The sequence below is a fragment of the Pseudidiomarina donghaiensis genome, assembly GCF_900116895.1.
GTDB classification, from domain to species: Bacteria; Pseudomonadota; Gammaproteobacteria; order Enterobacterales; family Alteromonadaceae; genus Pseudidiomarina; species Pseudidiomarina donghaiensis.
The window spans coordinates 495986-521329 of the sequence record NZ_FPCF01000001.1 but is presented as its reverse complement, the minus strand read 5'-3'; the positions used below and the strand labels follow the sequence as shown (position 1 = coordinate 521329).

The 25344-nt window shown below is 49.7% G+C and carries 25 protein-coding genes, 1 tRNA gene and 1 pseudogene; 4 read left to right on the top strand and 23 right to left on the bottom strand.

What is annotated here, in order from left to right; all coding sequences use genetic code 11:
- Nucleotides 1-3: 3 nt before the first annotated feature.
- The 13 genes from ccmI to BM334_RS02405 form a co-directional block, all read right to left on the bottom strand.
- Complete coding sequence (ccmI, locus tag BM334_RS02465; RefSeq protein WP_092837426.1) at nucleotides 4-1203, bottom strand: c-type cytochrome biogenesis protein CcmI; 1200 nt, start codon at nucleotides 1201-1203, stop codon at nucleotides 4-6.
- Nucleotides 1200-1727: a cytochrome c-type biogenesis protein gene (locus BM334_RS02460; protein WP_092837423.1), complete on the bottom strand. Its 528-nt coding sequence runs from the start codon at nucleotides 1725-1727 to the stop codon at nucleotides 1200-1202. The genes ccmI and BM334_RS02460 overlap by 4 nt, the downstream gene beginning before the upstream one ends.
- Complete coding sequence (locus tag BM334_RS02455; protein WP_092837419.1) at nucleotides 1727-2329, bottom strand: DsbE family thiol:disulfide interchange protein; 603 nt, start codon at nucleotides 2327-2329, stop codon at nucleotides 1727-1729. The genes BM334_RS02460 and BM334_RS02455 overlap by 1 nt, the downstream gene beginning before the upstream one ends.
- Nucleotides 2316-4340 (bottom strand): heme lyase CcmF/NrfE family subunit, encoded by a 2025-nt coding sequence (locus tag BM334_RS02450; RefSeq protein ID WP_092837417.1) that lies wholly within the window; start codon nucleotides 4338-4340, stop codon nucleotides 2316-2318. Before BM334_RS02450 ends, BM334_RS02455 begins: the two co-directional genes overlap by 14 nt.
- A complete protein-coding gene (gene ccmE / locus BM334_RS02445; protein WP_092837414.1) occupies nucleotides 4340-4858 on the bottom strand; it encodes a cytochrome c maturation protein CcmE in 519 nt (172 codons plus the stop codon). The genes BM334_RS02450 and ccmE overlap by 1 nt, the downstream gene beginning before the upstream one ends.
- Nucleotides 4859-4860: 2 nt before the next feature.
- Nucleotides 4861-5088 carry a heme exporter protein CcmD gene (ccmD, locus tag BM334_RS02440; protein WP_092837409.1) on the bottom strand — a complete coding sequence of 76 codons (228 nt, stop codon included), beginning with the start codon at nucleotides 5086-5088 and terminating at the stop codon, nucleotides 4861-4863.
- Nucleotides 5078-5830, bottom strand: coding sequence for a heme ABC transporter permease (locus tag BM334_RS02435; RefSeq protein ID WP_055438418.1), 753 nt, complete (start codon nucleotides 5828-5830; stop codon nucleotides 5078-5080). The genes ccmD and BM334_RS02435 overlap by 11 nt, the downstream gene beginning before the upstream one ends.
- A gap of 1 nt (nucleotide 5831) precedes the next feature.
- Entirely contained in the window at nucleotides 5832-6515 is a 684-nt protein-coding gene (ccmB, locus tag BM334_RS02430; RefSeq protein ID WP_092837406.1) for a heme exporter protein CcmB, read from the bottom strand.
- Nucleotides 6508-7137 (bottom strand): cytochrome c biogenesis heme-transporting ATPase CcmA, encoded by a 630-nt coding sequence (gene ccmA / locus BM334_RS02425; protein ID WP_092837403.1) that lies wholly within the window; start codon nucleotides 7135-7137, stop codon nucleotides 6508-6510. The genes ccmB and ccmA overlap by 8 nt, the downstream gene beginning before the upstream one ends.
- A 69-nt stretch (nucleotides 7138-7206) precedes the next feature.
- Complete coding sequence (locus BM334_RS02420; protein WP_092837400.1) at nucleotides 7207-9162, bottom strand: prepilin-type N-terminal cleavage/methylation domain-containing protein; 1956 nt, start codon at nucleotides 9160-9162, stop codon at nucleotides 7207-7209.
- A complete protein-coding gene (locus tag BM334_RS02415; RefSeq protein ID WP_092837397.1) occupies nucleotides 9152-10249 on the bottom strand; it encodes a pilus assembly PilX N-terminal domain-containing protein in 1098 nt (365 codons plus the stop codon). The genes BM334_RS02420 and BM334_RS02415 overlap by 11 nt, the downstream gene beginning before the upstream one ends.
- Complete coding sequence (locus BM334_RS02410) at nucleotides 10239-10850, bottom strand: prepilin-type N-terminal cleavage/methylation domain-containing protein (protein ID WP_092837394.1); 612 nt, start codon at nucleotides 10848-10850, stop codon at nucleotides 10239-10241. The genes BM334_RS02415 and BM334_RS02410 overlap by 11 nt, the downstream gene beginning before the upstream one ends.
- Complete coding sequence (locus BM334_RS02405) at nucleotides 10844-11371, bottom strand: GspH/FimT family pseudopilin (protein ID WP_092839225.1); 528 nt, start codon at nucleotides 11369-11371, stop codon at nucleotides 10844-10846. The genes BM334_RS02410 and BM334_RS02405 overlap by 7 nt, the downstream gene beginning before the upstream one ends.
- Before the next feature lie 186 nt (nucleotides 11372-11557).
- On the opposite strand from BM334_RS02405, the gene BM334_RS02400 reads away from it, so the two are divergent.
- Entirely contained in the window at nucleotides 11558-11941 is a 384-nt protein-coding gene (locus tag BM334_RS02400; RefSeq protein ID WP_092837391.1) for a type IV pilin protein, read from the top strand.
- A 201-nt stretch (nucleotides 11942-12142) separates the two neighbouring features.
- Here the strand turns inward: BM334_RS02400 and ispH are convergent, their stop codons facing one another.
- The 10 genes and pseudogenes from ispH to BM334_RS12945 form a co-directional block, all read right to left on the bottom strand.
- Nucleotides 12143-13084 carry a 4-hydroxy-3-methylbut-2-enyl diphosphate reductase gene (ispH, locus tag BM334_RS02395; RefSeq protein ID WP_092837388.1) on the bottom strand — a complete coding sequence of 314 codons (942 nt, stop codon included), beginning with the start codon at nucleotides 13082-13084 and terminating at the stop codon, nucleotides 12143-12145.
- 139 nt (nucleotides 13085-13223) lie between these two features.
- Nucleotides 13224-13664 (bottom strand): FKBP-type peptidyl-prolyl cis-trans isomerase, encoded by a 441-nt coding sequence (gene fkpB, locus BM334_RS02390; RefSeq protein WP_092837385.1) that lies wholly within the window; start codon nucleotides 13662-13664, stop codon nucleotides 13224-13226.
- Nucleotides 13661-14188, bottom strand: a complete 528-nt coding sequence (gene lspA / locus BM334_RS02385; protein WP_241970887.1) for a signal peptidase II — start codon at nucleotides 14186-14188, stop codon at nucleotides 13661-13663. Before lspA ends, fkpB begins: the two co-directional genes overlap by 4 nt.
- The gene (gene ileS, locus BM334_RS02380) at nucleotides 14181-17033 is read right to left on the bottom strand and encodes an isoleucine--tRNA ligase (protein ID WP_092837383.1); all 2853 of its coding nucleotides are present in this window, start codon (nucleotides 17031-17033) and stop codon (nucleotides 14181-14183) included. Before ileS ends, lspA begins: the two co-directional genes overlap by 8 nt.
- Nucleotides 17034-17156: 123 nt before the next feature.
- Nucleotides 17157-18098 carry a bifunctional riboflavin kinase/FAD synthetase gene (ribF, locus tag BM334_RS02375; protein ID WP_092837380.1) on the bottom strand — a complete coding sequence of 314 codons (942 nt, stop codon included), beginning with the start codon at nucleotides 18096-18098 and terminating at the stop codon, nucleotides 17157-17159.
- Between the two features lie 89 nt (nucleotides 18099-18187).
- The gene (locus BM334_RS02370; protein ID WP_092837377.1) at nucleotides 18188-18523 is read right to left on the bottom strand and encodes a hypothetical protein; all 336 of its coding nucleotides are present in this window, start codon (nucleotides 18521-18523) and stop codon (nucleotides 18188-18190) included.
- A complete protein-coding gene (locus BM334_RS02365) occupies nucleotides 18507-18785 on the bottom strand; it encodes a type II toxin-antitoxin system prevent-host-death family antitoxin (protein ID WP_092837375.1) in 279 nt (92 codons plus the stop codon). The genes BM334_RS02370 and BM334_RS02365 overlap by 17 nt, the downstream gene beginning before the upstream one ends.
- A gap of 216 nt (nucleotides 18786-19001) precedes the next feature.
- Nucleotides 19002-20501, bottom strand: coding sequence for a murein biosynthesis integral membrane protein MurJ (gene murJ / locus BM334_RS02360; RefSeq protein WP_420849416.1), 1500 nt, complete (start codon nucleotides 20499-20501; stop codon nucleotides 19002-19004).
- 81 nt (nucleotides 20502-20582) lie between these two features.
- Entirely contained in the window at nucleotides 20583-22400 is a 1818-nt protein-coding gene (locus BM334_RS02355) for a DUF885 domain-containing protein (protein ID WP_092837369.1), read from the bottom strand.
- Between the two features lie 54 nt (nucleotides 22401-22454).
- Nucleotides 22455-22652 (bottom strand): annotated as a pseudogene (locus tag BM334_RS12945) (four helix bundle protein); the annotation flags it as partial.
- A 194-nt stretch (nucleotides 22653-22846) separates the two neighbouring features.
- Here BM334_RS12945 and rpsT point away from each other — a divergent pair.
- The 3 genes from rpsT to BM334_RS02335 all read left to right on the top strand — a co-directional run bounded on the left by rpsT (nucleotide 22847) and on the right by BM334_RS02335 (nucleotide 25316).
- Complete coding sequence (gene rpsT, locus BM334_RS02345) at nucleotides 22847-23107, top strand: 30S ribosomal protein S20 (protein WP_055438433.1); 261 nt, start codon at nucleotides 22847-22849, stop codon at nucleotides 23105-23107.
- A 160-nt stretch (nucleotides 23108-23267) separates the two neighbouring features.
- Nucleotides 23268-25220, top strand: coding sequence for an alpha/beta hydrolase family protein (locus tag BM334_RS02340; protein ID WP_092837365.1), 1953 nt, complete (start codon nucleotides 23268-23270; stop codon nucleotides 25218-25220).
- A gap of 19 nt (nucleotides 25221-25239) precedes the next feature.
- Nucleotides 25240-25316 (top strand) — tRNA-Arg (locus BM334_RS02335).
- Nucleotides 25317-25344 lie beyond the last annotated feature (28 nt).

Sequence of the window (25344 nt, the reverse complement as noted above, 5' to 3'; positions counted from 1 at the left end):
ATACTACCTTATCACTAACTCAACACGGGTGGAGGCGGCATCTATAATCAGTGGCTCGGCATCACGGTCGCCGGGCTCAACTTCTATCCGCTCATCTGCTGATATACGTGCCATAACCTGCCATTGGTTCAATTGACTCATGCGATAGTCTGGCAACATGGCATTCGCATCTGACAAAGTCACCGTCACCGGAAACTCCGAAACCGGCTGACGCACGACCGCTGCTGGCATACCTGGCCCTTCGGCGGCGCGAATATAAACAAACAACGTTGCGCCGTCTGGTATCGCCGCACGGGCTTCATCGGTAATATTTACGGTGACAGTCAGCTCAAGTTCGCCAGCAACTAAACGTTGCTTAGCATCGGCAACCGCGGTTGCCACTGGCCCGTAGCGCTCATCTGACTCTGGAATTTGTTGCAGCAATAACTCCCAAGCGGTTACCGCCTGTTGCCAATCGCCGCGCTGAAACGCCACGAACCCTAACAACGACAATGCTTCTTGATTGCTTGGATCTTGTTCAAGCACACGGCGTAGCATGGTTGCCGCTTCCGGCATAAAGTCCTCGTCACCGGTTTGCAGCAGTAACTGAGCATAACTAACCAGAGTACCCACTCGGTTGGGCTCAATACTCAGCGATTTTTTATAAGCATCAATACTTTGCTCTAATTGGCCTAGCGCCGACATGCTGCGGGCGTAAACCAACCAAGCGACAGCATCATTCGGTTCCGCAGCTAAGCGTTGCCGCAACCCTAAAGCAAAGGTTTCAAGTTCTTCGCGAGTGGTTTGCGCATCGGCATTCGTTAGCACCTTTTTGCCAAGTTCTGGCAGTTGCTCAAGCGCTTCATCTGCTTGGCGTTGCAAGCTCCAGCTACCAAACAATGTATAAAAAACGACCGTGAGTACCAGTACAATCATTGCCGGCAACCATATGTTTCGGCCTACCTGCTGATCATGAACCTGCTCTAACTCGGTATTTTCAGACACAAAACGTTTATCAAGTTCGTCGTTGGCACGCGCGTATGCCTCGGCTGTCAGTAAACCGTCATCGCGCTCTTGCACTAACTCTTCTTTGCGTTGCTGATAAAGCTCGCGATTTACATCAAGCCGGGTACGCTGCTGCTCTCGTTGTTTACGCCCCGTAATCAGTAAAAATAAAGCGCCACTAATAGCCACAGCAGCAATCAAGGCAATATGAATAATCATGACAGGTCACCTTTGTCTCGGCCGGCATCCTGGTTAGCAGTATCAGCGCTTTCATCTGCGTTACCACCAGTGTTGGTGGCGCGTAACTTGGCTAATTGCGCTTGTTCTTCGGTCGACAAACCAATATCGGTATTTGTTCGTGAGCGTACCCGCCACAATATAACGCCAGCACCGACAACAATCACCACCAATGGACCGAGCCACAACACCAAAGTACTCGTCTGTACTGGCGGCCGATAATAGGCGAAGTCGCCGTAACGGGCCACCATATAATCAATAACTTCTTGCTTGGTCGCGCCTTCTTGTACCATTAAATAGGTTCTATCGCGCAAATCTTTGGCTAATGGCGCGTCAGAGTCGGCAATGGTTTGATTTTGACATTTCGGGCAACGAATCTCGCTAATAAGCTCACGAAACAAAGCTTCTTTACTGGGGTCATCAAAGGTGTAGGTTTGCAAACTTGCCGCGTGAGCACTGCTCAATGTCACCAATACCGCCAGACACAGCATCGTCATAAAACGCATCACGATTGACCTCCTGCCGTCGCACTTTCTGCTTCCATCGGCTGGTTCATATAAGTTGCCATTTCGGCTTCATATTTAGGCCCGAGCACCTGCTGCCAAACGCGGTCATTCACATCGCCCACGTGGCGATACACAACCTCACCATTCATATTAATTAAAAAGGTTTCTGGCGCACCGTACACCCCAAAATCAATGGCCACCATGCCACGCTCATCAAACAAATTCACCTGGTAGGGGTCGCCTAGCGTATTCAGCCAGTTAACCGCTTTAGCGCGCGAATCGTCTTTATAATTCAAGCCAACAATGTACACGCCCTCAGCCGCAAGCTTATTCAAATAGGCATGCTCGGCTTGGCAGGTTGGACACCAGGTTGCCCATACGTTCAACAGCATTGGCCGCCCTTTTAGCACCGCCTCGGTATACATTTTTTCTGGGTTGTATACATCGGGTAGTTCAAACGCTGGCACCGGTTTGCCCACCAAAGCACTGCTTAGCTCGGTTGGGTCTGAAAACAGCCCACGCAGCAAAAAAATGGTGAGCCAGATAAACAGCAACAGCGGAAATGCCAAAATAATCCATTTTAGTTTGCTACGCTGTGCCATGTTCACCTCGCGTCTTTGCTAATGACTGCTTGCCAGACTGGCCTTTTTTGCCAAATTTGCCAGAGCGATAACGCTTATCGCTCATCGCTAATGCACCACCTAACGCCATAATGACAGCGCCTAGCCAAATCCAGCGGACAAATGGCTTGATATAAATGCGCACAGCCCATGAGTTAGGATTCGCCGCATCATCTAAGGGTTCACCCAGAGCCACGTATAAATCGCGTAAAAAGCCCGAGTCTAAGCCGACTTCGGTCATGCTCATGCGTTGCACGGTATAAAAACGCTTCTCGGTCACTAACTCAGCAATTTTGCGCTCGCTATCGCCGTTAACGCGGTACACCGAAAACTCCGCATGATCGGTTAAATAATTCGGCCCTTGCTGTTCACTCAGCACATCAAACTGAAACCGGTAGTTTTCAATAACAACCGACTCACCCGGTGCTAAGCGCACATCGCGCTCAACTTCGTACTGGCTTACAGCAGCAATACCAACCAAGGTCACCGCAAACCCCAAATGACCAAGTACCATGCCCCAGTGACTGCGGCCTAACTTGGTTAAGCTAGCTAAACCTTGACCGCGCTGCTGAATACGTTGTTTCAGCTCAGTCACCAAAGTTAAAACAATCCACAGCGCCATCACTAAGCCCAGCACAGTCAACGCCATGACTTGATCGGTAAGTACGTATGGCAAAGCAAAGCCCAATACCAACGCAAGCGCCAAAGCTAACGCTAAGTCACCAGCTATTGGCTTGAGCTCTTGGCGCCGCCATCGCAATAGCGGCCCTAACCCAATGAGTAATACAAAGGGCACAATCAACCAGGTAAACATTTGATTAAAGAACGGCTCGCCAATTGAAATTGAGCCCAGGCCCAGCTCTTTGTGTACCAACGGCAATAAGGTACCGAGTAGCACCACCAGAGTAGCCGCCATCAGCAATATGTTGTTACCCAGCAACAATACCTCGCGGGAAAAGAATTCATACTTGGTATGGCTATTGACGGCGCCAGCACGCAATGCAAATAACAGCAAAGAGCCACCAATAACCACCGCCAGCAAGCCCAAAATAAACAGGCCGCGTGCAGGGTCGGTGGCAAAAGCATGCACCGACACAATCACGCCAGAGCGTACCAAGAAAGTACCGAGCAAACTTAAACTGAAAGCTGAAATAGCAAGCAATACGGTCCATGACTTAAAAGCGCCGCGTTTTTCGGTAACCGCTAACGAATGAATGAGTGCAGTACCAACCAACCAAGGCATAAAGCTAGCGTTTTCAACGGGGTCCCAGAACCACCAGCCGCCCCAGCCGAGTTCGTAATATGCCCACCAACTTCCCAGCGCAATACCTAATGTTAAAAAGCACCAAGCCGCGGTTGCCCAAGGTCGTGACCAGCGCGCCCACGAGGCATCAAGCTTGCCACTTAACAACGCCGCAATAGCAAACGCAAAAGCCACTGAAAAACCAACATAGCCCATGTACAACAATGGCGGGTGGAAGATCATGCCGGGATCTTGCAACAGTGGATTTAAGTCGCGGCCGTCCACCGGAATTAGGGGTAAGGCACGGTCAAATGGGTTCGACACCGTTAACATAAACAGGTAAAAACCAATACTGACTAAGCCCAAAATAGCCAATACACGCGCCATCATGGTCAATGGCATACGCCGCGACAACAGGGCCACCGCTGCTATCCAGCCGGCTTGCATCAGCATCCATAACAAAAACGAGCCTTCATGCGAGCCCCATACAGCGGTAATGCGATACACCAACGGCAAGGCGCTGTTCGAGTTGTGAGCCACGTAAGAAATAGTAAAGTCATTGACCACAAAGCCCCAGGTTAACGCCCCGTAGGCTAGCGCCGTAAAAATAAATTGGCCGTAGGCCAATGGGCGCGCCAATAACATAGCGCCGCTATGGCCACGCCAAGCGCCCCACAACGGGTATACAGCTAACAATGCAGAAAATGCTAGCGCCATAGCTAGCGCAAGTTGACCAAATTCAGCAATCATTATTGGCCACCATTGTCTTCTTTTTGTGTATCCGTTTCTTTAGAACCGGTGTAATCCGGTTGATTCGGGTTCACATGCTTAATGCCTTTCATGGCCTCAGCTAATTCCGGTGGCATGTATTCTTCGTCGTGTTTAGCCAGCACTTCTGTCGCTTTTAGTACCGTCGGCTCCACCAAAACACCCTGTGCAACAATACCTTGTCCTTCGCGAAACAAGTCAGGCAATATACCGGTATACAACACGGTGACTTCAGGGCCGGTGTCCGTCACTTTAAAACTGACTTCGAGCGTTTGTGGATTGCGCTTCACGGTTCCCTCGACCACCATACCGCCCACGCGCAGACGTTGCCCTACATGCGGTCGAGTTTTATCAGGGCCTTTGCCTTCTATCATTTCAGAAGGGGTGTAGAACAAATCGATATTTTGCGTCAGCGCATACAAAATCAAGCTTATTGCCGCGGCCACACCAACAATTAGCGACAAAACCCAAGCAAGACGTTTTTTTCGACGAGGAATCATAACTACTGTGCTCCTTTCTCTTTGCGCTGAGCGCGCTCTTGCTGCTGACGCCGCGCAAGCCGTTGCTTACGCTGCTGTTCTTGTACCGCCATGGCAGCCAATTTTTTGCGGGTGAGTAACCCATGAACCACTAAAATAGCAATCGCTAATAACGACACACCAAAACTTAACCAAACATAAAACCCGTAACCACCCATCCAGATGGCCTCTTGCCAGCTATCAAACGCCATGCTCAGCCTCCACACCCAACTGCTGCTGCGCCCAAGGACGATGTAACTCTTGCTTTAATATTTCATTGCGCAAGCGCTGCGTAACTAACGCCGCGGTTAAGAATAAAAACCCAGCGATACTAATTAGCAACGGGGTTAACATTTCTACCGGCATTGATGGCTTTTCAAACTTTGTAATGGTGGCGCCTTGGTGCAACGAGTTCCACCAATAAACCGAAAAGTGAATAATAGGTACATTAACAACGCCGACAAGTGCCAATATAGCCGCCGCCTTGGCGCCGGTACGTGCATCATTAAAGGCATAATACAACGCTAATACGCCAATATATAAAAACAACAGAATAAGCTCAGAGGTAAGCCGCGCGTCCCACTCCCACCAAGTGCCCCACATGGGTTTACCCCACACCGCGCCAGTAAACAAAGCCACAAAAGTAAGCACTGCACCCACTGGCGCAATGGCAGCTATAGCCCACTCTGCAGTGCGAATTTGCCAAACTAGCGCAATCAGCGCGGCAATGGCCATTCCGGTGTACGCACCCATTGAAAACATCGCAGCCGGTACGTGAATGAAGATAATGCGATAACTGTCACCTTGCTGGTAGTCTGGTGGTGCGTAAAATAACCCCCACCCCAAGCCGACAGCCACAAACAGGGCCGCCAAAGCACTCAGCCACGGCAACCAGGCGCCAAGCAACCTGTAAGTCGCTTCGCCTTTTGCGTAAGGATGTAACCACTTCCACATATTAATTCACGCTCACTCGTATTGCTGCCGCCACCGCCAAAGGCGCTAACGTTAGCGTCAATAACATTAACCCGGCCAATAATAACACGTGACCGTACGCAGATGTACCAACTAGGGTACTTTCAACGGCTGCCGCTGCAAATATCAACAAAGGGATAAACAACGGTAGTAATAGTAAGCTCAACAACGCCCCACCACGCCCTAAACTCACCGTCAAAGCTGCGCCAACCGCGGTCATCGCACTTAACATCGGGGTACCTATTAAGAGGGTAAGCATTAATATGCCCCACGCGTCAATTGGTAGCTTTAGTAATAACGCACACAGTGGCGCAAGGATCACCAACGGCAAGCCACTGAGCAACCAGTGCACACTAATTTTGCCCAGCGCAAGCACAGGTAAAGGCGCCGGCAGCAGCACCAATTGCTCAAGGTTGCCGTCTAAAAAGTCATCGCGAAATAGTCGTTCAGAACCCAGCAAAGCTGATAATAGGGCTGCCACCCAAATAACCCCGGTCGCAATGCGCCCAAGAATATCGGGCCCCGGGCCTACCGCCAGTGGGAACAGAGTGACCACAATCACCACAAACAATAATGGGTTGATAATGTCGCTACGACGGCGCAGAGCCACGGCTAAGTCGCGGCGCATAATGGCGCTCAGTAATTGCCAGGTGCTTGCGTTATTCATCGGCAGCCTCAATACGCAGTCGCTGTAACCGTTCACCAGACCAGGTTAACGGTTGATGTGAGGTTAGCAACAAGGCGCCGCCGTGCTCAAGATGCTGAGCAAACCGTTGGTGCAGAAGGTCAATACCGCGAGTGTCGAGCGCGGTAAACGGCTCGTCCAAAATCCACAATTTGGCTTGGCTGTAGAATAAACGCGCCAAAGCAATGCGCCGCTGTTGCCCAGCCGAAAGTTGCTGCGCCGGAATGTCTTCTAACCCCAACAAACCGACGGTTTCTAACAGTTGCCATGGGTCGTCAAGCTGCACGCCGTCTAAGCGACTTTGAAAATGTAAGTTCTCAAGCGCTGTTAGCTCTGCTTTAACCGCTGGCTTGTGGCCAATGAACAAGGTTTGACGCTGCCAAAGCTCGGGGTCTTCACGCTGCGGCTGGCCAAATAAAAGAACTTCGCCTTCAAGCGGCTGCAGTAAACCGGCCACAATACGCAGCAGCGTCGATTTACCCGCACCGTTAGGGCCTTCAATATGGAGAATTTCGCCGGCCGCAAGCTGCCAGGACAGATCAGAGAATAGCGTGCGTCCCGCACGAACCGACGTGAGTTGTTGAGCTTCTAAAACAACAGACATTGGAATTTAGGCAACCTATCGGGTCAGCAAAAGTGACCCGATAGTACCACAGCAAAGCGTGCTTTTGGATCAATTATTGACGGTCATTTTTATGTCCTGAGGCACGTTTGTATTGATATCCGATACAGTAATCGTGCTCGGCTCGAAAACCGTATTTCCTGCGGTTGAACTAATTGTCACCGTTAAGTTACTACCCTGGCGAATGCCCGAACAAGAATAGCTTGGCGTGCCACCGGTACCAACATAGTTGAAGTCACACGAAATATTTAAATCGGACGTACTAATCGTCAAACCATTGTAGTCATTTTTCTTACAGGCTTCCCACGACTCGCCTTGTCCAGTTACTTTTCGGTACAAGCACTCAAACTGACCACTTATCGAATAAAGGTTGGTCTGGTCGTCTTCGGTAACTGCTCGTACCGTCACCGTTAAGTTACTGGCTATAGTTTGGTTGACTTCATTCGGATGAATAGGCGCCACACCAAGAATACCGCTATTCCCTTCATTGACGACAATATTGACCGTAGACTGCCCACCAGAAATGGCTTGAACACGGCCCCGACTGTAATTGCCATAGTAGTCTTCTTCGGGGTTTACAATGGTACTAATTTCTTCGTTGGTAACCGTTGCCACTGCTTCTAAACTTGAATCCCACTCGCCAAGAAGTGTCACGTTCACCTCATAAAACGGTACTTTCGTGATCCAGTCTGGTTCATCGTTGGTAATTGCCTGACGTACAGTCGCTAAGTGCTCATTGGTCATATCGTCTAAATAAATTGCCCGACCAATAAATTGGTAAGCGCCCGGCACTATTGTCGTATCACGATCATTTAACGGCTCGGGTAGTGGTTCCCCTTTTATTAGAGCGCGTACAACAGAGCGCACATAGTCACCATAGTTGGCTGCCGAGGTTTCATTCACTAAGTAGTCTGAAGTCGACGCAGTGACTGCATGCATCTGCCAGTCTGAATATACTTCATACCAACCATCAACACGGCGCATACGGCACGACTCAAGGTAGTTTTCGCCTAACCCGGCCTGCACCAAAAAGCCATTTGACCAACGAAAATGGCGGTGATCGCCACTCGGCATGCGGGCACCGAAACTTTCATGGCGGTACACGTTACCTTCAGCAACCATGTCAAAGTTATCGTGGTGATCACGACAACATTTGTCACATAGTTCTAACTGATTACTATCCGCAGGAACCCCCACCATTTTAGTCACCTGGGTGCCGCCGTCTGGGTCCAATGCCAACTGACCATCCACTAACGTAAGTCGTTGCGGCGTGACGCCAACATCGGCTTGAACTCCATCGAATTTGCACAAACAGTCTACCGTAACGAAATCCTCTACCCGTTGTGTTTGCGTCGCTTGGTCGTAGGTTACCGTATCAAAGGTAACCATACGTTTATCACCTTTGGATTGTATACGAGGGGTCGGCCGCGTTGTTTCCTTGACCTGATAAACGGTCGCGTTACTGTCATCCGTCAATTTTATCGCAACAACTTCCGGTGCCGCACCCGGTGTGTAGGTTACTTTCGGCTCGTTGCGCGGCGGCGGTGCCGTCGTGGCAAGCCCACCATCACGCATCTCAAATCGGCTCAACCACGCTTCAGTCGATACAGTTTCTGTCTCACCACCTCGAGCCGTCCAGGTAACCGTTACTGCAACAGCTTTTGCATCAGGTTCTGCAGGTAAAGGATTAGGCAGGTTAGCATCGCCCGTTGTTACCCATCCACTATTGAAATATTGCGGCGACACCGACCAATCGAGCGCAAATGTTTTTCCTGAAACACTTTCGGTGTTGCTGCCCGAAGCTAAATCTTCATACATTTGAAAGCGCATGTCTTCAATGTGTGCCTGCGCAAGCGACAGCGCTGTCGCGCGATCTGAAGCTCGCACCGAGCTTTTCAAGAAGTGACTTTGCAGGCTCACTAAGCCAGCTACCCCAACGGCAATAATAACCAGAGCAACCAGCACTTCAACAAAGGTGAAACCTCGAACATAGTTTTTAGAAGTCACGCCAGCTTCCCCCTATTCGAAAAATCCGTCGAAAACGGTCATTCGTCACGATGTTAGTTAAAACTTCCTCGTTATAACGCACCATCAGCGTCCCGTTTGATAAGTCAGGGTCATAATTGGACATGACAGCCCCCTGAATATTTGCGCCGCCATTGAGCTTTAATTCTGGCGATGCGGTACTTCCCGGAGTGCGAAATGAAAAAACCAAACCATTGATCGTCACGTTGCCATTTATTCGCACATTCGTGTCTTGCACAATCAACGCAACCGGATTTTCCTCGCTGCCAATATCGGTACCAGGCGCGCAATCGCCGGTAACCCAAATCAACCCCGTTGAGTTTGGCCCTAAACTACTACAATTCGGTATAATCATGGTTGCTGCATCACGCAATGTTTCCCATTGCGACTCAGGCACACCAAACAGATACTCAAATAAATCGGGCGGAAAGTTTGGGTCATTGTCTAGAATATCAACGCCATGCTCACCACGTTCGCTAAACGGGCTCGAGGAGCAGCGCCCTTCAGTGTATTCCTGTTGACCACAGGTACTGCCGCTACCATTAATATCCACATCACCTGATGTCCAAATAGAAAGTGGGACACCATCGCCACCACCATTTGGGTTTGCGGCGACCTGAAAGTTACCTGAAACATTCATTGTGCCCTTAATCGCTACCGGAGTGTCTGGCGCGGAGCGGATAATAGGTAGTACCGCAACTTGCTGATTTAACACACGCCGCGCCCGCCCGTCAGCGGAATTTGCCGTTAAAGAAATATCAACGACATCAACAACGCCACGTAGAGAATTGTTAAACCGTGTACTGACCGTTGTCGCTGAATAACTTGCGCCGCCAATAGTGCCGGTTATTGTTCGGTCTAAGTTATCTTTATTGTTATCTAGCTGAATAATTACCTGCTCAAGTGCTGCTTCAGACACCATGGTAGCTTCCTGCATCCCTGCGTGGTTACGCATAATGCGTTGTTCCTGCATTTTGAATCGCGCAGTGTACAAGGTCACTAGAATAATGACTGCCAGTAGCAATACAGTAATAGTTATTGTGGCAAAGCCGGTTTGTTTAGTACGCATTGCGAATCACCACTTCAGTAGCTAACTCACGAGATACTTCTTCGTCGCTCGGTATAGAAACAACAGCCAGAACATTAACGACTTGCTCGTTGACATTCTCTAACATGCGCTCCGTGAGCAAAAATTCCAAAACATCCACTTGTATTAAGTCTGGGCTCGTGAGGCCTTCCCAACCGGCATCAGCGCAACCCAACCCCGCGCTACGGCGCTGAATTTGGCCATTACGCAAACGGTAACCAAAGCGTTCCGTGTCACCATCATGAACAGCGTTGCTGTTCGCGTCATAGTCAAAAATAATGCAGCTATTTGCCGCTTCGTCGGGGTGTTGTGAAACTGTAATGGTATTATTGAAGCCGGCGACAGCATTATCTGGGTCAACCACTAACAGATGAGCATTAGCGCGATACCCTGTGCGGCGCAAATCACCCACCAGCAAGTCCATGACCGCGGTTGCTTCTTCTTGCAACTGGCTAAGCTTTAAACTACGCGAATTAGTACCGAGCGTGTGTGAAAAAACAGAAGTTAACGCCGCCATCAGAATTAACCCAAGCGTTATAGTAATCATCAACTCTACTAATGATAAGCCGCGTTGCTTTAACATGCTGGGTAACTCCCTGCGTCGCCAACTTGGCAATAGCGTAAGCGCCCAAGCGTACTCACTACCACGCGCACTTCTTGCTCAACCGCATTAGTACTATCGCGCAGCTGGTAACTAACCGTGCCGGCGTTACCTTCAGCCAATCCGCGCATGGCGTCGAAACGCGTATGTTCACCTGCCGAAAAAGCCGCAGCACTGAGAACCACTCCAGAGTAGTCAGTACCATTGATTTGTCGCAATACGCCATTGATCGAGCAATCTTCGGTTAGACAATCACAGTCGTCATTGTCAGCAACCGCCGCACACCAAGCGCCGTCTTCATCATCCCAAACCACAAAGCGGTTCTCGCCACTGCTTAGCGCATCAGAGCGCGCGTACTGTAAGAGCGCATAGGTGTCTTGCGCGGCACCCTGCAAGCGCATGGTTCGTGCCATATCTATAGTGGCAGGCACACCCCAACCCAGCACAATACTGAGAATTAACAAGGTGACGATAAGCTCTAGTAAAGTAAACCCTTGACGCATTGCGTTTATTCCAAATTTATCGTACTAATGAACAACGTACTCTTGAACTCGTGTTTGAGCAAGTACCGCCACAAGGCACTTTAGCTCACGAGAATAAAGCTCAGAACAAAGCTAAGCTCAATAACCGAGCCAATAACTGAGCAAACAACGAATCATAGCTAAGCATAGTATAAACAGGTGGAATAAATGCAAGTTGAAAAAAAGTTAGGCGGTATGACCTTAATAGAACTAATGATCGTTATAGCAATCATTGGCATTATTGCCGCAATTGCTTACCCCAACTTTGTGAGTTATGTGCAGCAAGGCCGCAGAGCAGACGCTATGGCCGAGTTAATGAAACTACAAATGGCACAAGAAGAGTACCGCTTACGCAATGCAAATTATGCAACAATTGCCGAATTGGGCTTTACATCGTCAAGCGAATTTTACAATTTTAGTGTGTCGAACATTGCCGCCGAGACATATACGCTTACAGCCACAGCAAAAGGCGCTCAAGTCGCAGATACTGACTGCGCAACCATGTCCATCAATCAGAACGACCAAAAAACCCCCGCCGCCTGCTGGCAGTAATTTGGCGCCGCCAAATTACTGTAGCCCGGCGTTTCACGCCGGGTAGCGCGCAGCGCTGTTATCCTCGCCATTTAGGGAATGGCCATGCCACGGGCGTTATCCTCGCCATTTCGGCAATGACCGTGGCCGTGCCACGGGCAATAGCGCCGCCATTTCGGCAATGACCGTGGCCCGTGCCACGTCCCGGCGTGAAACGCCGGGCTACAGCTCTACTACGCGGAGTTCTGGGGGGATAGAGAAGGTGATATTTTCTTCGCGGCCACTGCGCTCTTGAACGGTTTGTCCGCCCCACGCCTGCAGCTGCTTGATAACGTTTTGCACCAATACTTCCGGAGCCGAAGCGCCAGCCGTCACACCGACATTGGTTTTGCCCGCTAACCACGCTTGATCAATACAGCTCGCATCATCAATCAAGTAAGCTGGCGTACCCATTTTTTCCGCCAACTCACGCAAGCGATTGGAATTCGAGCTATTGCGCGCTCCCACAACGAACAACACATCCACTTCAGCCGCTAACTCACGCACCGCATCTTGGCGGTTTTGCGTGGCATAACAAATATCGTCTTTGCGCGGCCCCTGAACATCCGGAAACTTGGCCCGCAACGCATCAATCACATCGGCAGTATCATCGACCGACAGCGTGGTTTGACTCATATAATGAAGCTGCTTCGCGTCTTTCACCGTAAGCTTCGCCACATCGTCAACCGACTCAACCAAATAAATACCACCCTTCGGGTTATTGTATTGCCCCATGGTGCCTTCAACTTCTGGGTGCCCAGCATGACCAATCAACACACATTCGTGGCCCTTACGGCTGGCACGCGTTACTTCCATATGCACCTTGGTCACCAGCGGACAAGTTGCGTCAAATACCCGCAAACCACGGTCTTTCGCCTCTTGACGCACCGCCTGCGAAACGCCATGAGCAGAGAAAATCACAATGCTGTCATCGGGCACTTCATGAAGCTCATCAACAAATACCGCCCCGCGATCACGCAACGAGTCCACCACATATTTGTTGTGCACCACCTCATGGCGCACATAAATAGGCGGCTCAAAAATTTCTAACGCGCGCTCGACAATGGTTATCGCTCGGTCAACACCGGCACAAAACCCCCGCGGATTCGCCAAAACAATATTCATCTAAAACTCCAAGTGCGTTGTTCGTTATTCGTCCGCTTCGCTGTTCGTCCGTTCGCTACGCTCACTGTTCGTTCTTGTACTTCGAACAGCGCAGCGGACGAACAGCGCGCAGCGCGCACGAATAACGAATAACGGCTCTTTAAGGATTTACCTCAATGATTTCAACGGCGAAACGAACCCTCTGGCCCGCCAACGGATGATTGAAATCAATGGTCACGAACTGATCATTAATTGCACGTACAATGCCCGGAAGCTCAGTGCCGTCGGATTGTGGAAACGTGAAAATTTGACCAACTTCAGGCCTATCCGCACCGAATTTGGTGGTATCGACCTGATAATAATTATCTTTGTTTGGCATGCCAAAGGCGTCTTCTGGCGCAAGCTCAAACTCGCGGTTATCGCCCGCTTTCAAACCAACTAGGCACGCTTCAAAGTTTTCGGTAAGCGAACCATCGCCCATGCGAAACTTCGCAGGCTTACCTGACATTTTGGTGCTGTCAGCAACCGAATCATCCGTTAATTTAATGGTGAAATGCAAAATCACTTCACGACCGTGTTCGATCGGGAGACGACTGATCATGCTTTAGGCTCCTGGCGCTGTTCAAAAAACGCCTCTAGTAACATTAAGACCGCACCGACCGTTATTGCCATATCGGCCACATTAAATGCCGGCCAGTGCCAATCATTCACATATACGTCAAGAAAATCGATAACGTAACCGTAGATTATACGGTCGATAACGTTACCAATAGCACCCGCTAAAATTAGCGAGAAAGCTAAGTTCTGACGCCACATACCCACTGGGTTACGGCGTAACCAAATCAGCAACACCACGCTTACGGCAATGGCTAAACATGTAAATAACCAGCGCTGCCAGCCCCCTTGATCGCTCAAGAAACTGAACGCGGCGCCCATATTACGCACATAGGTTAAATTTAAATACGGCATGACCTCAATGCTTTCGTATAAATCGAAAACACGAATCACCCATTGCTTGGTCAATTGATCCACCACAATAAGTGCAAGCGTCAGCCACAAAAAACGCAAGCCACTGGCTCGTTTTTGTAATCCAGCCGGTTTCTCGCCAATAATTTTATTAAGCAAAGCGGCGCTCCTCCCCTTCACCGTCCACGTTGGTCACGCAGCGCGAACACAATGTTGGATGCTCGGCAATGGTGCCGACTTCTTCACGGTGGTGCCAACAACGGTCGCACTTGGCATGAGCAGACTTCGCAACTTGCACCCAAACGCCGTCGAGTTCAGTGGCTACCGCACCAGCCGGTGCTTCGTTGACAGCTTGCACCTGCACGCTTGAGGTAATAAACGCAAAGCGCAATTCATCGCCCAAACTGGTTAATTGGCTAGCAATATCTGGTACTGCAAACACGGTCACTTCAGCTTGTAGCGAGCCGCCAATGAGTTCATCACGACGCGCTTGCTCTAAGGTCCGGTTCACTTCGTCACGCACCTCAAGCACGGTTTGCCACAACTCGTTGTCAGCAGCACTGACGCTAATTTGCGCCGCGTCGCGGTACCAGCTTTCGGTAAACACATACTTGCTGCGCGCCTGACCATTGGCTAATTGCTTCGGCAAGGCGTCCCAAATTTCTTGTGCGGTAAAGCTACAAATTGGCGCTAACCAGCGCACCAACATTTCAGCAATATGGTACAAGGCCGTCTGACATGAGCGACGCGCAGTACTGTCAGTTTTTGCCGTGTACTGGCGGTCTTTAATCACGTCCAAATAGAAGCTGCCCAGCTCAATCGAACAGAAGTGCATCAGTTTTTGCACCACTACGTGGAACTGATAATCGTCAAGTGCAGCTAATAGCTCTTCTTGCAAGGCAACGGCACGCGCCACAATCCACTTATCAATCGCCACCATGTCTGCAGTGGCAACAGCGTGCTGGCTTGGCTCAAATTCATTAATGTTAGCCAACAAGAAGCGCGAGGTATTACGAATACGGCGATAGCTATCTGCCGCACGCTTCAAAATTTCGTCAGAAACGGTCATTTCGCCGGAATAATCGGTCGCTGCTACCCACAAACGCAGAATATCGCCGCCCAACTTGTTCATGACTTCTAATGGCGCAATGACGTTACCGATAGACTTCGACATTTTGCGGCCTTGCCCGTCAACGGTAAAACCGTGGGTAAGCACTTGCTTATAAGGCGCCTGTTGATACATGGCAACGCCTGTTAGCAATGACGACTGGAACCAGCCGCGATGCTGGTCTGAGCCTTCAAGGTACAAGTCAGCCGGCCACTGCAAGCCCGGCGTTTTATTCAATACCGCTTCATGCGTCACGCCCGAGTCAAACCACACGTCTAAGGTGTCGGTTACTTTACGATACTCTGCTGCTTCTTCGCCTAACAACTCTTCTGGCTCTAGGTCAAACCAAGCCTGAATACCGTCTTTTTCAACGCGCTTCGCCACTTCTTCCATCAGCTCTAGCGTACGCGGATGCAATTCGTCGTTGTCACGGCGCACAAATACCGCAATGGGGTTGCCCCAGGTACGTTGGCGTGAAATACACCAGTCTGGGCGGCCATCAACCATGCTTTCAATGCGGCTTTGGCCCCACTCAGGCACCCAACGAACCTGCTTAATTTCAGCCAAAGCTTTCGCGCGCAGGCCTTGCTTGTCCATGCTAATAAACCACTGTGGCGTCGCACGGAAAATAATCGGCGTTTTATGGCGCCAACAATGCGGATAGCTATGGTTGTATGCTTCATGGTGAACCAAACGCCCAGCTTCTTGCAGCGCATCAACAATATTCGGGTTTGCTTTCATCACGTGCTGGCCGGCAAACATTGGCGTGTCGTCTTTATACACACCGTTGTCACCCACCGGGTTGTACACCTCAATGCCATAGCGCTGGCCAACAATAAAGTCATCCACACCGTGGCCTGGCGCGGTATGCACGCAACCCGTACCCGACTCGGTGGTTACATGCTCGCCCAAAATCAACGGCACTTGAATGTCCGCAAACAAAGGGTGATTTACTTGCAAGTTCTCAAGCGCTTCGCCTTTCGCAAAACCAAGCTTGTGGTAGTCGTTAAAGCCCCAACGTTCCATAGCTGACTTCACTAAGTCGTCCGCTAACACCAAACGCATTGCTGGGCGCTCGTCCGTTGCTTCAACCTGCACCAACGCGTAATCAAGCGCTGGGTGCAACGAAATGGCACGGTTAGCCGGAATGGTCCACGGCGTCGTGGTCCAAATAACCACCATCACTTCACCGTCACCGGCATGCCCTTCTGGGTGGTCAAACTTCGCCACCAATTCATCGGTATTTACCGGCGTAAAACCAACATCAATGGCCGGCGAGCGCTTGTCTTGGTATTCCACCTCAGCTTCCGCCAACGCAGAACCACAGTCGGTACACCAATGCACCGGCTTAAAGCCCTGTTGCATATGGCCGTTGGCAATAATTTTACCCAACGCACGAATACTGTCTGCTTCTTGTTGCGGGTTCATGGTCAAATACGGGTTGTCCCAATCACCAAACACCCCTAAACGTTTAAAGTCTTCACGTTGACCGTCAACCTGCGTTAACGCATAGTCACGGCACTTCTGGCGGAACTCAGCAACCGTTAGCTTCTTGCCCGGCTTGCCATGCTTTTTCTCAACCTGCAACTCAATCGGCAGACCATGACAGTCCCAACCCGGCACATAAGGCGCGTCAAAATCGCTCAAGGTTTTCGCCTTCACGATCATGTCTTTCAAAATTTTATTCACCGCATGACCAATATGAATATCGCCATTCGCATACGGAGGACCATCATGCAAAATAAACACCGGCTTACCCGCCTTAGCTTGGCGAATTTGGCCGTACACGTCGTCGGTGTACCACTGCTTCAGCATCTGCGGTTCACGCTGCGCCAAATTACCACGCATCGGAAATTCTGTTTCCGGCAGATTCAGTGTGTGTTTGTAGTCGGTCATTTTTGATTCCTTTTTCGTACGCCATGGCCTGTAGCCCGGCGTTTCACGCCGGGTGACGCGAAGCGTCGTTATTCTCAAATTTTAATCTGTAACTCGTACATTAACTACTTTGTAGCCCGCAGATTAACAGTGCTGCGCACTACCCGGCGTCAAACGCCGGGCTACCTCAGCGTCACGTGCTATCTGCTGTTGCAGTTGCGCAAAATCAGCGAACTTTTGTTCAGCGCGAATAAAGTGCGTCGGCACCACAGTCAGCTGCTGCCCATATAAATCACCGGTAAAATCGAACACATGCACCTCAAGTTGCACCCGCTCACCATTCAATGTCGGCCTACGACCAATATTAGCAACCCCTGCATGCATTTTGCCATCATTGGTTTGCACCTGCACAGCAAAAACTCCCTGCAAGGGGGAATGCAAGCGCTTTAACTGAATATTTGCGGTTGGAAAGCCAATAGTACGGCCTTTTTTCTCGCCATGCACCACTCGCCCTGCAAATGCATAAGGCCGGCCTAACATGGCCGCCGCCTGAGTAAAATCGCCGTCGCTTAAACAGTGGCGAATCGCCGTACTACTCACACGCTGCTGTTGTTGCCGATAACTTTGCGTATCCACAACCTCAAAACCAAGCTCAGCGCCCGCTCGTTGCAGCATCGCGAAGTCACCTTCACGACCGTGGCCAAAGCGAAAATCATCGCCCACCACCAAAAACTGCACGCCAAGCATGTCAACAAGCACACGCTCAATAAACTCACGCGCCGGCAAATTCGCAAACCTGCGGCTAAACTCAATCACAATGTGCCGATCGATGCCCTGCGCACGCAACGCCATGTGTTTTTCACGAAAATTCGTCAGCCGCGCTGGCGCCTTTTCCGGCTGAAACAACTCTTGCGGCTGCGGCTCGAAGGTCATGACCGTTGCCGGTACACCCCGCGCAAGCGCCTGCGCCTTCACCTGCGCCAACACCGCCTGGTGACCCAAATGAACCCCATCGAAGTTGCCAATAGTAAGTACACACCCACGGTGTTCAGGGCGAATATTATGAATTCCGCGAATTAATTGCATCAGCGCGTTACAAGCCTATTATTCAGGAATGAAGTGAATCGATTAACAAAGCGGCGATTATAACAGGCTCGCCAAACGCTCACCAGACACTAAGGACTCATTAATACCAACTGAAATAGCTGATCACGCAAATCTTGTCTTGTTCGAATAAATAATAAAGCAGTCACCTGCTCATTAAAGCGATAAATCACACGGCATTGAGACTTCGCATCAATATATTCGTAATAATTATCGTAACCGAGCACCATCGCTTCATCACATCGAGGGCAGCTCAGAGGGAAAGGCTTTACCTTAGTTTCGAAACGCTTCATGATCTGGGCTAGCCATTCTGAGGAAGCGCGCGAACCGACCTTTTTGCGAAGGTAATTAAACTCTGCATCCAGTTGCGAAATAAATGAATCAGAATAATTAACTATTGTGGTCATCGAGCGCACCTTTCTCTTCCAGTCCTTTGAATAACTCGTCGCTCGATACAACACGACCAGCCCGAACATCCTTTTCCGCCAGTGCAATCATTTTCAACATCGCCATCTGCTCTTGCATGGCTTCGTACTGTGCAGGGTCTTGCACCACATACAAGGGCTCACCGTTTTGCGTGACCAAAACCGGCTCGTTCACATCCATCGTGGCAATTTCTTTTTTAAACCCTGAAACGGTGGTCACGCGGGGGCGTTTAACGGTGTACATGGCACTTGCTCCTGATTGGTGGTTACAGGAGTAAGTTTAGTTGAGAATACCTAATAAGTCCAAATAAAGACCAAATTTAGTCCCTTGAAAAGCGTTGTTCGTTATTCGTCCGCTTCACTGTTCGTCTGTTCGGCTACGCCTCACTGTTCGTGATTATTCTTTCCGAACAGCGCGAAGCGCGGACGAACAGCGAAGCGGACGAATCACGAATAACGATTAACGAACCTTCACCCGCAGCAACAACAGCGCGAACAAATATGTGCCCGCACCCGCGCCAATCAACAACGCCAACTGCCACACCCGCGCAACAAACTCAGCTGCCAACCACCACTGTCGCGCAGGCGCCAAATACAGCACCACCGCAACCATGGCCATAACCGCCACAGCAACCTTCGTCAAATAGGTTAACGTGCCTGGGTAGCGCTTAAGCACGCCGTCGCGCCAAAGGTTATACCCCAGCAGGCCTGCGTTCACTGCCGCCGACAGCGACGTCGCAATAGCTAAGCCAACATAACCGTAAGGAATCGCGAAAATGACGTTGAACACCATGTTCGACACCATCGCGATAATGCCGTACTTAACCGGCCGCTTGGTGTCTTGACGCGAATAGAAGCCCGTAGCGAGCACTTTCACCAGCATAAAGCTGAGCAACCCAGAACCATAGGCAAAAAGGCTGTACGAAGCCAAACGGGCGTCTTCTGGGGTAAATTCACCGCGCATAAACAGCACCATTAGCATCGGTTCGGCCAACACAATCAACCCAGCCATAGCCGGTAAACCCAGCAACACCACAGTACGAATGCCCCAATCGAGCGTTTTACTGAACTCATCCGCCGACTTATCCACGTGCCGTGAGCTTAACGCCGGCAAAATAACCGTCGCAATCGCAATACCAAATAATCCCAACGGAAATTCCAGCAGCCGGTCAGAGTAATACAACCAACTAATCGAACCGCTCATTAAAAACGACGCAATAAAGGTATCGAGCAACAAATTGATTTGGCTAACTGAAACCCCAAACAACGCCGGAATCATCAGGGTACGAATCTTCGTCACCCCAGGGTCGCCCCACCCCCACCGCGGCCGCACCAATAAACCAGCACGCTTCAAAAACGGAATTTGAAACAAAAACTGCACCGCGCCGCCAACAAACACACCCCACGCCAGCGCATACTCCGGCTGTTCCAGCTGCGGCCCCAGCCAAATAGCAAATACGATAATGGCAATATTCAAAAACACTGGCGTAAACGCCGCCACCGCAAACTTACCAATGGTGTTTAAAATCGCCCCAGCTAACGCAGTAAAGGTAATAAACCACAAATACGGAAAAGTAATACGCAGTAAATCCGCCGCAAGCACAAACTTGTGCCCCTGCGGCCCGTCATGGTACCAGTCCAAGAACCAACCCGTACCAAACAACGCAGCCACCACCGGCGACAACACCACGCCCACCAGCGTAACAATAGTCACCAAGGTACCCAGCGTACCCGCCACCCGAGCAATGAGCAGTCGCTGTTCATCCAACGTCTTACCCTGCTTATACTCCGTTAACACCGGCACAAACGCCTGCGCAAACGCTCCCTCAGCAAACAGCCGCCGCAAAAAGTTAGGAATCTTATTCGCAAAAAAGAACACATCCGCCGCTGCACCGGCACCCATTAGGTTCGCAATGACAACGTCGCGCGCCAAGCCCAACACACGCGAAATTAGGGTCATGAAGCTAACGATGATGCCGGATTTAGCCAGTTGCCTAGACAAATTAACCTCGTTGTAGATACTGCAAACTACGGCTGCAAATTAAGCGGCCGTAGCCGCTTTTTGTTGAATGTATTCGTCAATTAAACGCTCTAATATAGGCAACGGCATTGAGCCGCTTTCTAAAATCACATCATGAAAGTCACGAATATCAAACTTGTCACCTAACTCGCGTTTAGCTTTTTCGCGCAGCTCAACAAACTTCATCATGCCCATTTTGTAAGACACTGCTTGACCAGGCCAAACAATGTAACGCTCTATTTCAGCCACCACATCCGACATCGCCATACCACCGTTAGCTGCCATGTAGTCAATCGCTTCGTCACGCGTCCAACGCTTAGCATGCATACCCGTGTCCACCACCAAACGAATGGCGCGGAACAACTCCGCTTGCAAACGGCCAATATTACCGTAAGGGTCGTTCTGGTAAAAACCCAAATCAGCCATCAACTGCTCGGTATACAGCGCCCAGCCCTCGGTATGCACCGAGAATGGTACAAACGAGCGGAAAATAGGCAACCCTGACATTTCTTGCTGCAACGCAATTTGGTAATGATGCCCAGGCACCCCCTCATGCACCGCCAACGTTTTCATACCGTACTTAGGCGTTGCAGTAATGTCGTATAAATTCGCGTAGAATCGCCCTGGCCGTGAGCCGTCTAGCGACGGCGCCTGATAATAAGCACCCGCAGAATTGCGCTCAGCATATTCCGGTACCCGCACCACTTCTAATTCAGCTTGCGGGCGCTTGCGAAACGCGGGGTCAATTAGCTTATCAATGTCGCCTAAAATTGCCGTGTAATCAGCCAAAATTTGCTCACGGCCCGCTGCCGAGTCTTCATATAAAAACCGCGGATCAGCATTCAATTGTTGCAGCAACGTGCCTATCGGTGTTTCAGAATCATAGCCAAGGCCGTCAAATATCACCCGCATTTCAGCATGAATGCGCGCAACTTCATCAAGCCCTGTCTGGTACACTTGGTCAGCTGAAATATCTTCGGTGGTAAATTGCTTTAACTGGTACGCATAGTAGTCATCGCCATTTGGCAGCATCCATACCCCTGCGTCGTCCGTTGCTTTCGGTGCCAACGCCACAAAATAGCCCAACATGTCGCGATAAGCCGGGTACACCTGTTGACGAACCGCCGTTTCAGCCTGTGTAACCAGCTCCTGCTGCTGCGCAGCACTCATTTCCGTTTTCGCCAGCTTATCGCGCAGCGAAGTCACCAGTACGTTGTCAGCTACCGCCGGGCTAATAAACCCTTGCAACTGTTCAATTACCGCATCAACGACAAAGCGCGGCGGAATAATACCACGCTCCGTACTAGCGTCCACCTTCGCCAACACACCGTCAAAGTAAGGCTTAAACGCTTGCAAACGCGCCACATAGTGTTCGGCACCCTCGTGGTCTTCAACACGATGCATGTCGGTCATAAATGATGGCAAATTCACATGCGGCCCAGTCATTTGGTTCACCGAGTAGCTATGATAACGCCACTTTTCACCTTCAATTTGTTGGCTTAAAAAATAGTCAAAAATATCGTACGAAATTAAATCTTGCCCCTCGCGCCCTTCGCGACCATACGACTGAAAAGTTGCATAGGTTTCTTTTAACTCAGCATAACCCTCGTCAGCTTTGGCAATACTGGTGTCATCAAGCTCAGCATTGTGGCCACGAATACCAAACTGATCAAACAAGCCCAAGTACGTCAGGGTTTGCGGCGACTCCATCGCTTGCTCAAGCATAGTGCGGTCATAAAACACACGAATAGAAAACGGCTTAAACCAAATGGCATTGGTTACCAGCACGGTTGCCGCTACTAAAATAGCGAGTAAGCTGTATTTAATGAATTTCCACATAAAGGTATCTCGTTGTTCGTTGTTCGTTGTTCGTTATTGGTTATTCGTTGTTCGTTATTGGTTATTCGTCCGCTTCGCTGTTCGTAACGTTATAACTCGGATAAGTGCATTTAATAATTGGTATGCCCGTGATAATAATTCATTTTCTTCCGATGTAATATAGCCTAGACTTACAGCAATTCGTAATTGTGTCTTAAGTTCAGCAAGAGAACCGCGAGCAATATATAGAAATTGCATGAAGTCTTTATTGCTTCCTCTGTCGCTCCTTCTTCTATATTGCTTTCCATCGTCAACACTCCTTGTTTAACGCTTTCACGAATAGTGTAACGGACGAACAGCGAAGCGCACGAATAACGAAACTCACCCTTGACTTTAAGACGAAAAACAGGCATATTCCCCGCCCTACAAAACCATTGCAAACAGATAACGAATTTTAGGAGTTCACCTTGGCTAACATTAAGTCTGCTAAAAAGCGTGCGGTACAAGCGGAAAAGAACCGTCGCCACAACGCGAGCCGTCGCTCTATGATGCGTACCCAATTGAAGAAAGTAATTACTGCTATTGAAGCAGGCGATAAAGCGGCTGCTCAGCAGGCATTTACTGGCCTTCAACCAATTCTTGACCGTTACGCAACTAAAGGTCTTATTGGTAAAAACAAAGCTGCTCGTCATAAGAGCCGTTTGAGCGCGAAAATCAACGCGCTGTAATCTACCGATTACACCATCTCGAAAAACCGACCCAAGTGGTCGGTTTTTTTGTTTCAATTCATTAATAATTCATGAAATAGCCAATTTAGGGGTCGATACCTGGGTTAAAAGTTAGGATAATGTTGTTGAACATTTTATAACTACAACTAGGGAACTCTATATGTTTCGTGCATTGATAACAGCATCACTGGCATGTGCGCTGATGTTGTCACCGAGCGCCTTTGCGCAAACGACAAACAAAGACAATTCGGTCGAGAAATTGCCAATTGAGTATTTCTTTAAAAACGCTGCTTATGAGCACGTCGTTATTTCCCCAACGGGTAAATATTTCGCCATAAAATCAAACGCTGGCGATCGCGATCAAATTCTCGTTTTTAACCGTGAAACCAGTAAGGTTGCTAGTAGCTTCAACTTGGCAGAAAATCAGCGTTTTAGCGATATTCACTGGGTCACAGATGAGCGGTTTATTTTTGCCAGCCAAAAATACGTCGGCTTATGGGACAACCAAGGTGGCCCACGCAACTTGTATGCGGCCAACGCCGACGGTAGCAATCGTTTACAATTATTCTTTTCGGATACAGCCGGCTACTCGTTGTTAAGCCTATTACCAGATGACCCTGAGCATATACTTATTGGTCGTTATCATTGGCGTGATGGTGGTGAAGTCAAAGTTCATCGGCTTAATGTCAACAATGCGCGTACCTTTTATGAAGCCGATCAACCGCCTAAAGCGAATGGTGTTAGCCCAGACAACAAGGGCAACTTGCGTATTGGCTATATCATTGAGCCCGACGAAGATGACGTATTCAAATCGCACATCACTTTGTTCTATAAGCCTTTTGGCAAAGACAACTGGGTAGAATACGAAATTGAAAATTTCCGCGAGGGCGCAACCGTTTTACTTAATGGCTACTCAGACGACGGCCGCTTCGCGTATTTGTCTACCAACAACTGGGACGCGACAACACAGGTTTATCGCTTTGATACCCAGCTTGCTACCCTTGAGAAAATTGCCGGTAACGATCTGGTCGATGTCTATACAACGGTAACCGGTATGTCCGGTGAGTTACTCGGCGTTGAGTTTATGCCTGGCAAAATTGAACGCGTCTATTTTGAAAATGATACGCAATCGGCAAAATTGCTAAAGCAACTCGAACAAGCCTTCCCGGGTCAACGGGTTCGTTTTACCAGTACCACAAAAGATAAAAAGCAGGCGATTATTTCAGTGAGTTCAGACCGCAATGCCGGTGAATTCTATCTGTTAAACACTGAAACATTGCAGGTTAGTTTTATCGCTGCGCCAAGAGAGAACCTGTACGCCGAAGATATGGCGCCAATGCAGCCAATTTCTTACACCACGCGCGACGACATCACCATTCACGGGTATCTAACCACGCCTCGTGACTGGGACGGAAAAACCAAACTGCCAATGATCGTTAACGTTCATGGTGGGCCTCATGGTCCTCGCGATACCTGGGGTTTCAACTCAGAAGTACAGTTTTTCGCAAACCGTGGTTACGCCGTATTACAGGTGAATTTCCGCGGCTCTGGCGGCTATGGTTACGACTTCCAGCAGTCTGGCTACCAAAAATGGGGCCGCGAAATGCAAGACGACGTAACTGACGGCACCCTATGGGCCATTAAGCAAGGCATTGCCGACGAAGACCGTATTTGTATTTACGGCGGTAGTTATGGTGGCTACGCCGCGTTAATGGGCGTCATCCGCGAGCCAGACTTGTATCAGTGTTCAGTCGGCTATGTTGGCGTTTATTCATTGCCGCTGATGTATGAAGTTGGCGATGTGCAAGAAACCTCGCGTGGTAAAAAAGTCTGGGAACGCTACGTCGGTACTGACGAAGAAGTACTTAAGGCGAATTCTCCCGTTTACAATGTTGATAAAATTAAGGTGCCGCTGTACCTTGTGCATGGTAGCCGAGACGTGCGAGTGCCTATTGACCACATGCATGCCTTGACCAAAGCTCTCGATAGTGCCGGTAAAGACGACTACAAAGTATTCGTGCGTGAAGACGGTCACGGATTTTACAAAGAAGAATATAAGCTCGAACTATACAAAGAGCTTGAGTCGTTCTTCGCTGAGCATTTATCAAAGTAGTGCGCATACTTGCTAACGCGTCTCCGTAGCTCAGCTGGATAGAGCAGCCCCCTCCTAAGGGGCAGGTCGCAGGTTCGACTCCTGCCGGAGACGCCAAAAAATAGAACAATAACCATTCGAGGTA

Excerpts from the sequence above, each read along its gene's own strand:
- BM334_RS02400 (WP_092837391.1), top strand. The coding sequence starts at position 11,558 with ATGCAAGTTGAAAAAAAGTTAGGCGGTATGACCTTAATAGAACTAATG.
- BM334_RS02365 (WP_092837375.1), bottom strand. The coding sequence starts at position 18,785 with ATGTACACCGTTAAACGCCCCCGCGTGACCACCGTTTCAGGGTTTAAA.
- BM334_RS02370 (WP_092837377.1), bottom strand. The coding sequence starts at position 18,523 with ATGACCACAATAGTTAATTATTCTGATTCATTTATTTCGCAACTGGAT.
- BM334_RS02340 (WP_092837365.1), top strand. The coding sequence starts at position 23,268 with ATGTTTCGTGCATTGATAACAGCATCACTGGCATGTGCGCTGATGTTG.
- ccmE (WP_092837414.1), bottom strand. The coding sequence starts at position 4,858 with ATGATTCCTCGTCGAAAAAAACGTCTTGCTTGGGTTTTGTCGCTAATT.
- murJ (WP_420849416.1), bottom strand. The coding sequence starts at position 20,501 with ATGACCCTAATTTCGCGTGTGTTGGGCTTGGCGCGCGACGTTGTCATT.
- ribF (WP_092837380.1), bottom strand. The coding sequence starts at position 18,098 with ATGCAATTAATTCGCGGAATTCATAATATTCGCCCTGAACACCGTGGG.
- BM334_RS02355 (WP_092837369.1), bottom strand. The coding sequence starts at position 22,400 with ATGTGGAAATTCATTAAATACAGCTTACTCGCTATTTTAGTAGCGGCA.
- fkpB (WP_092837385.1), bottom strand. The coding sequence starts at position 13,664 with ATGATCAGTCGTCTCCCGATCGAACACGGTCGTGAAGTGATTTTGCAT.
- BM334_RS02455 (WP_092837419.1), bottom strand. The coding sequence starts at position 2,329 with ATGGCACAGCGTAGCAAACTAAAATGGATTATTTTGGCATTTCCGCTG.
- ispH (WP_092837388.1), bottom strand. The coding sequence starts at position 13,084 with ATGAATATTGTTTTGGCGAATCCGCGGGGGTTTTGTGCCGGTGTTGAC.
- ccmA (WP_092837403.1), bottom strand. The coding sequence starts at position 7,137 with ATGTCTGTTGTTTTAGAAGCTCAACAACTCACGTCGGTTCGTGCGGGA.
- BM334_RS02405 (WP_092839225.1), bottom strand. The coding sequence starts at position 11,371 with ATGCGTCAAGGGTTTACTTTACTAGAGCTTATCGTCACCTTGTTAATT.
- ccmD (WP_092837409.1), bottom strand. The coding sequence starts at position 5,088 with ATGGCGTTTGATAGCTGGCAAGAGGCCATCTGGATGGGTGGTTACGGG.
- BM334_RS02410 (WP_092837394.1), bottom strand. The coding sequence starts at position 10,850 with ATGTTAAAGCAACGCGGCTTATCATTAGTAGAGTTGATGATTACTATA.
- BM334_RS02435 (WP_055438418.1), bottom strand. The coding sequence starts at position 5,830 with ATGTGGAAGTGGTTACATCCTTACGCAAAAGGCGAAGCGACTTACAGG.
- BM334_RS02460 (WP_092837423.1), bottom strand. The coding sequence starts at position 1,727 with ATGCGTTTTATGACGATGCTGTGTCTGGCGGTATTGGTGACATTGAGC.
- ileS (WP_092837383.1), bottom strand. The coding sequence starts at position 17,033 with ATGACCGACTACAAACACACACTGAATCTGCCGGAAACAGAATTTCCG.
- ccmB (WP_092837406.1), bottom strand. The coding sequence starts at position 6,515 with ATGAATAACGCAAGCACCTGGCAATTACTGAGCGCCATTATGCGCCGC.
- ccmI (WP_092837426.1), bottom strand. The coding sequence starts at position 1,203 with ATGATTATTCATATTGCCTTGATTGCTGCTGTGGCTATTAGTGGCGCT.
- BM334_RS02450 (WP_092837417.1), bottom strand. The coding sequence starts at position 4,340 with ATGATTGCTGAATTTGGTCAACTTGCGCTAGCTATGGCGCTAGCATTT.
- BM334_RS02415 (WP_092837397.1), bottom strand. The coding sequence starts at position 10,249 with ATGCGTACTAAACAAACCGGCTTTGCCACAATAACTATTACTGTATTG.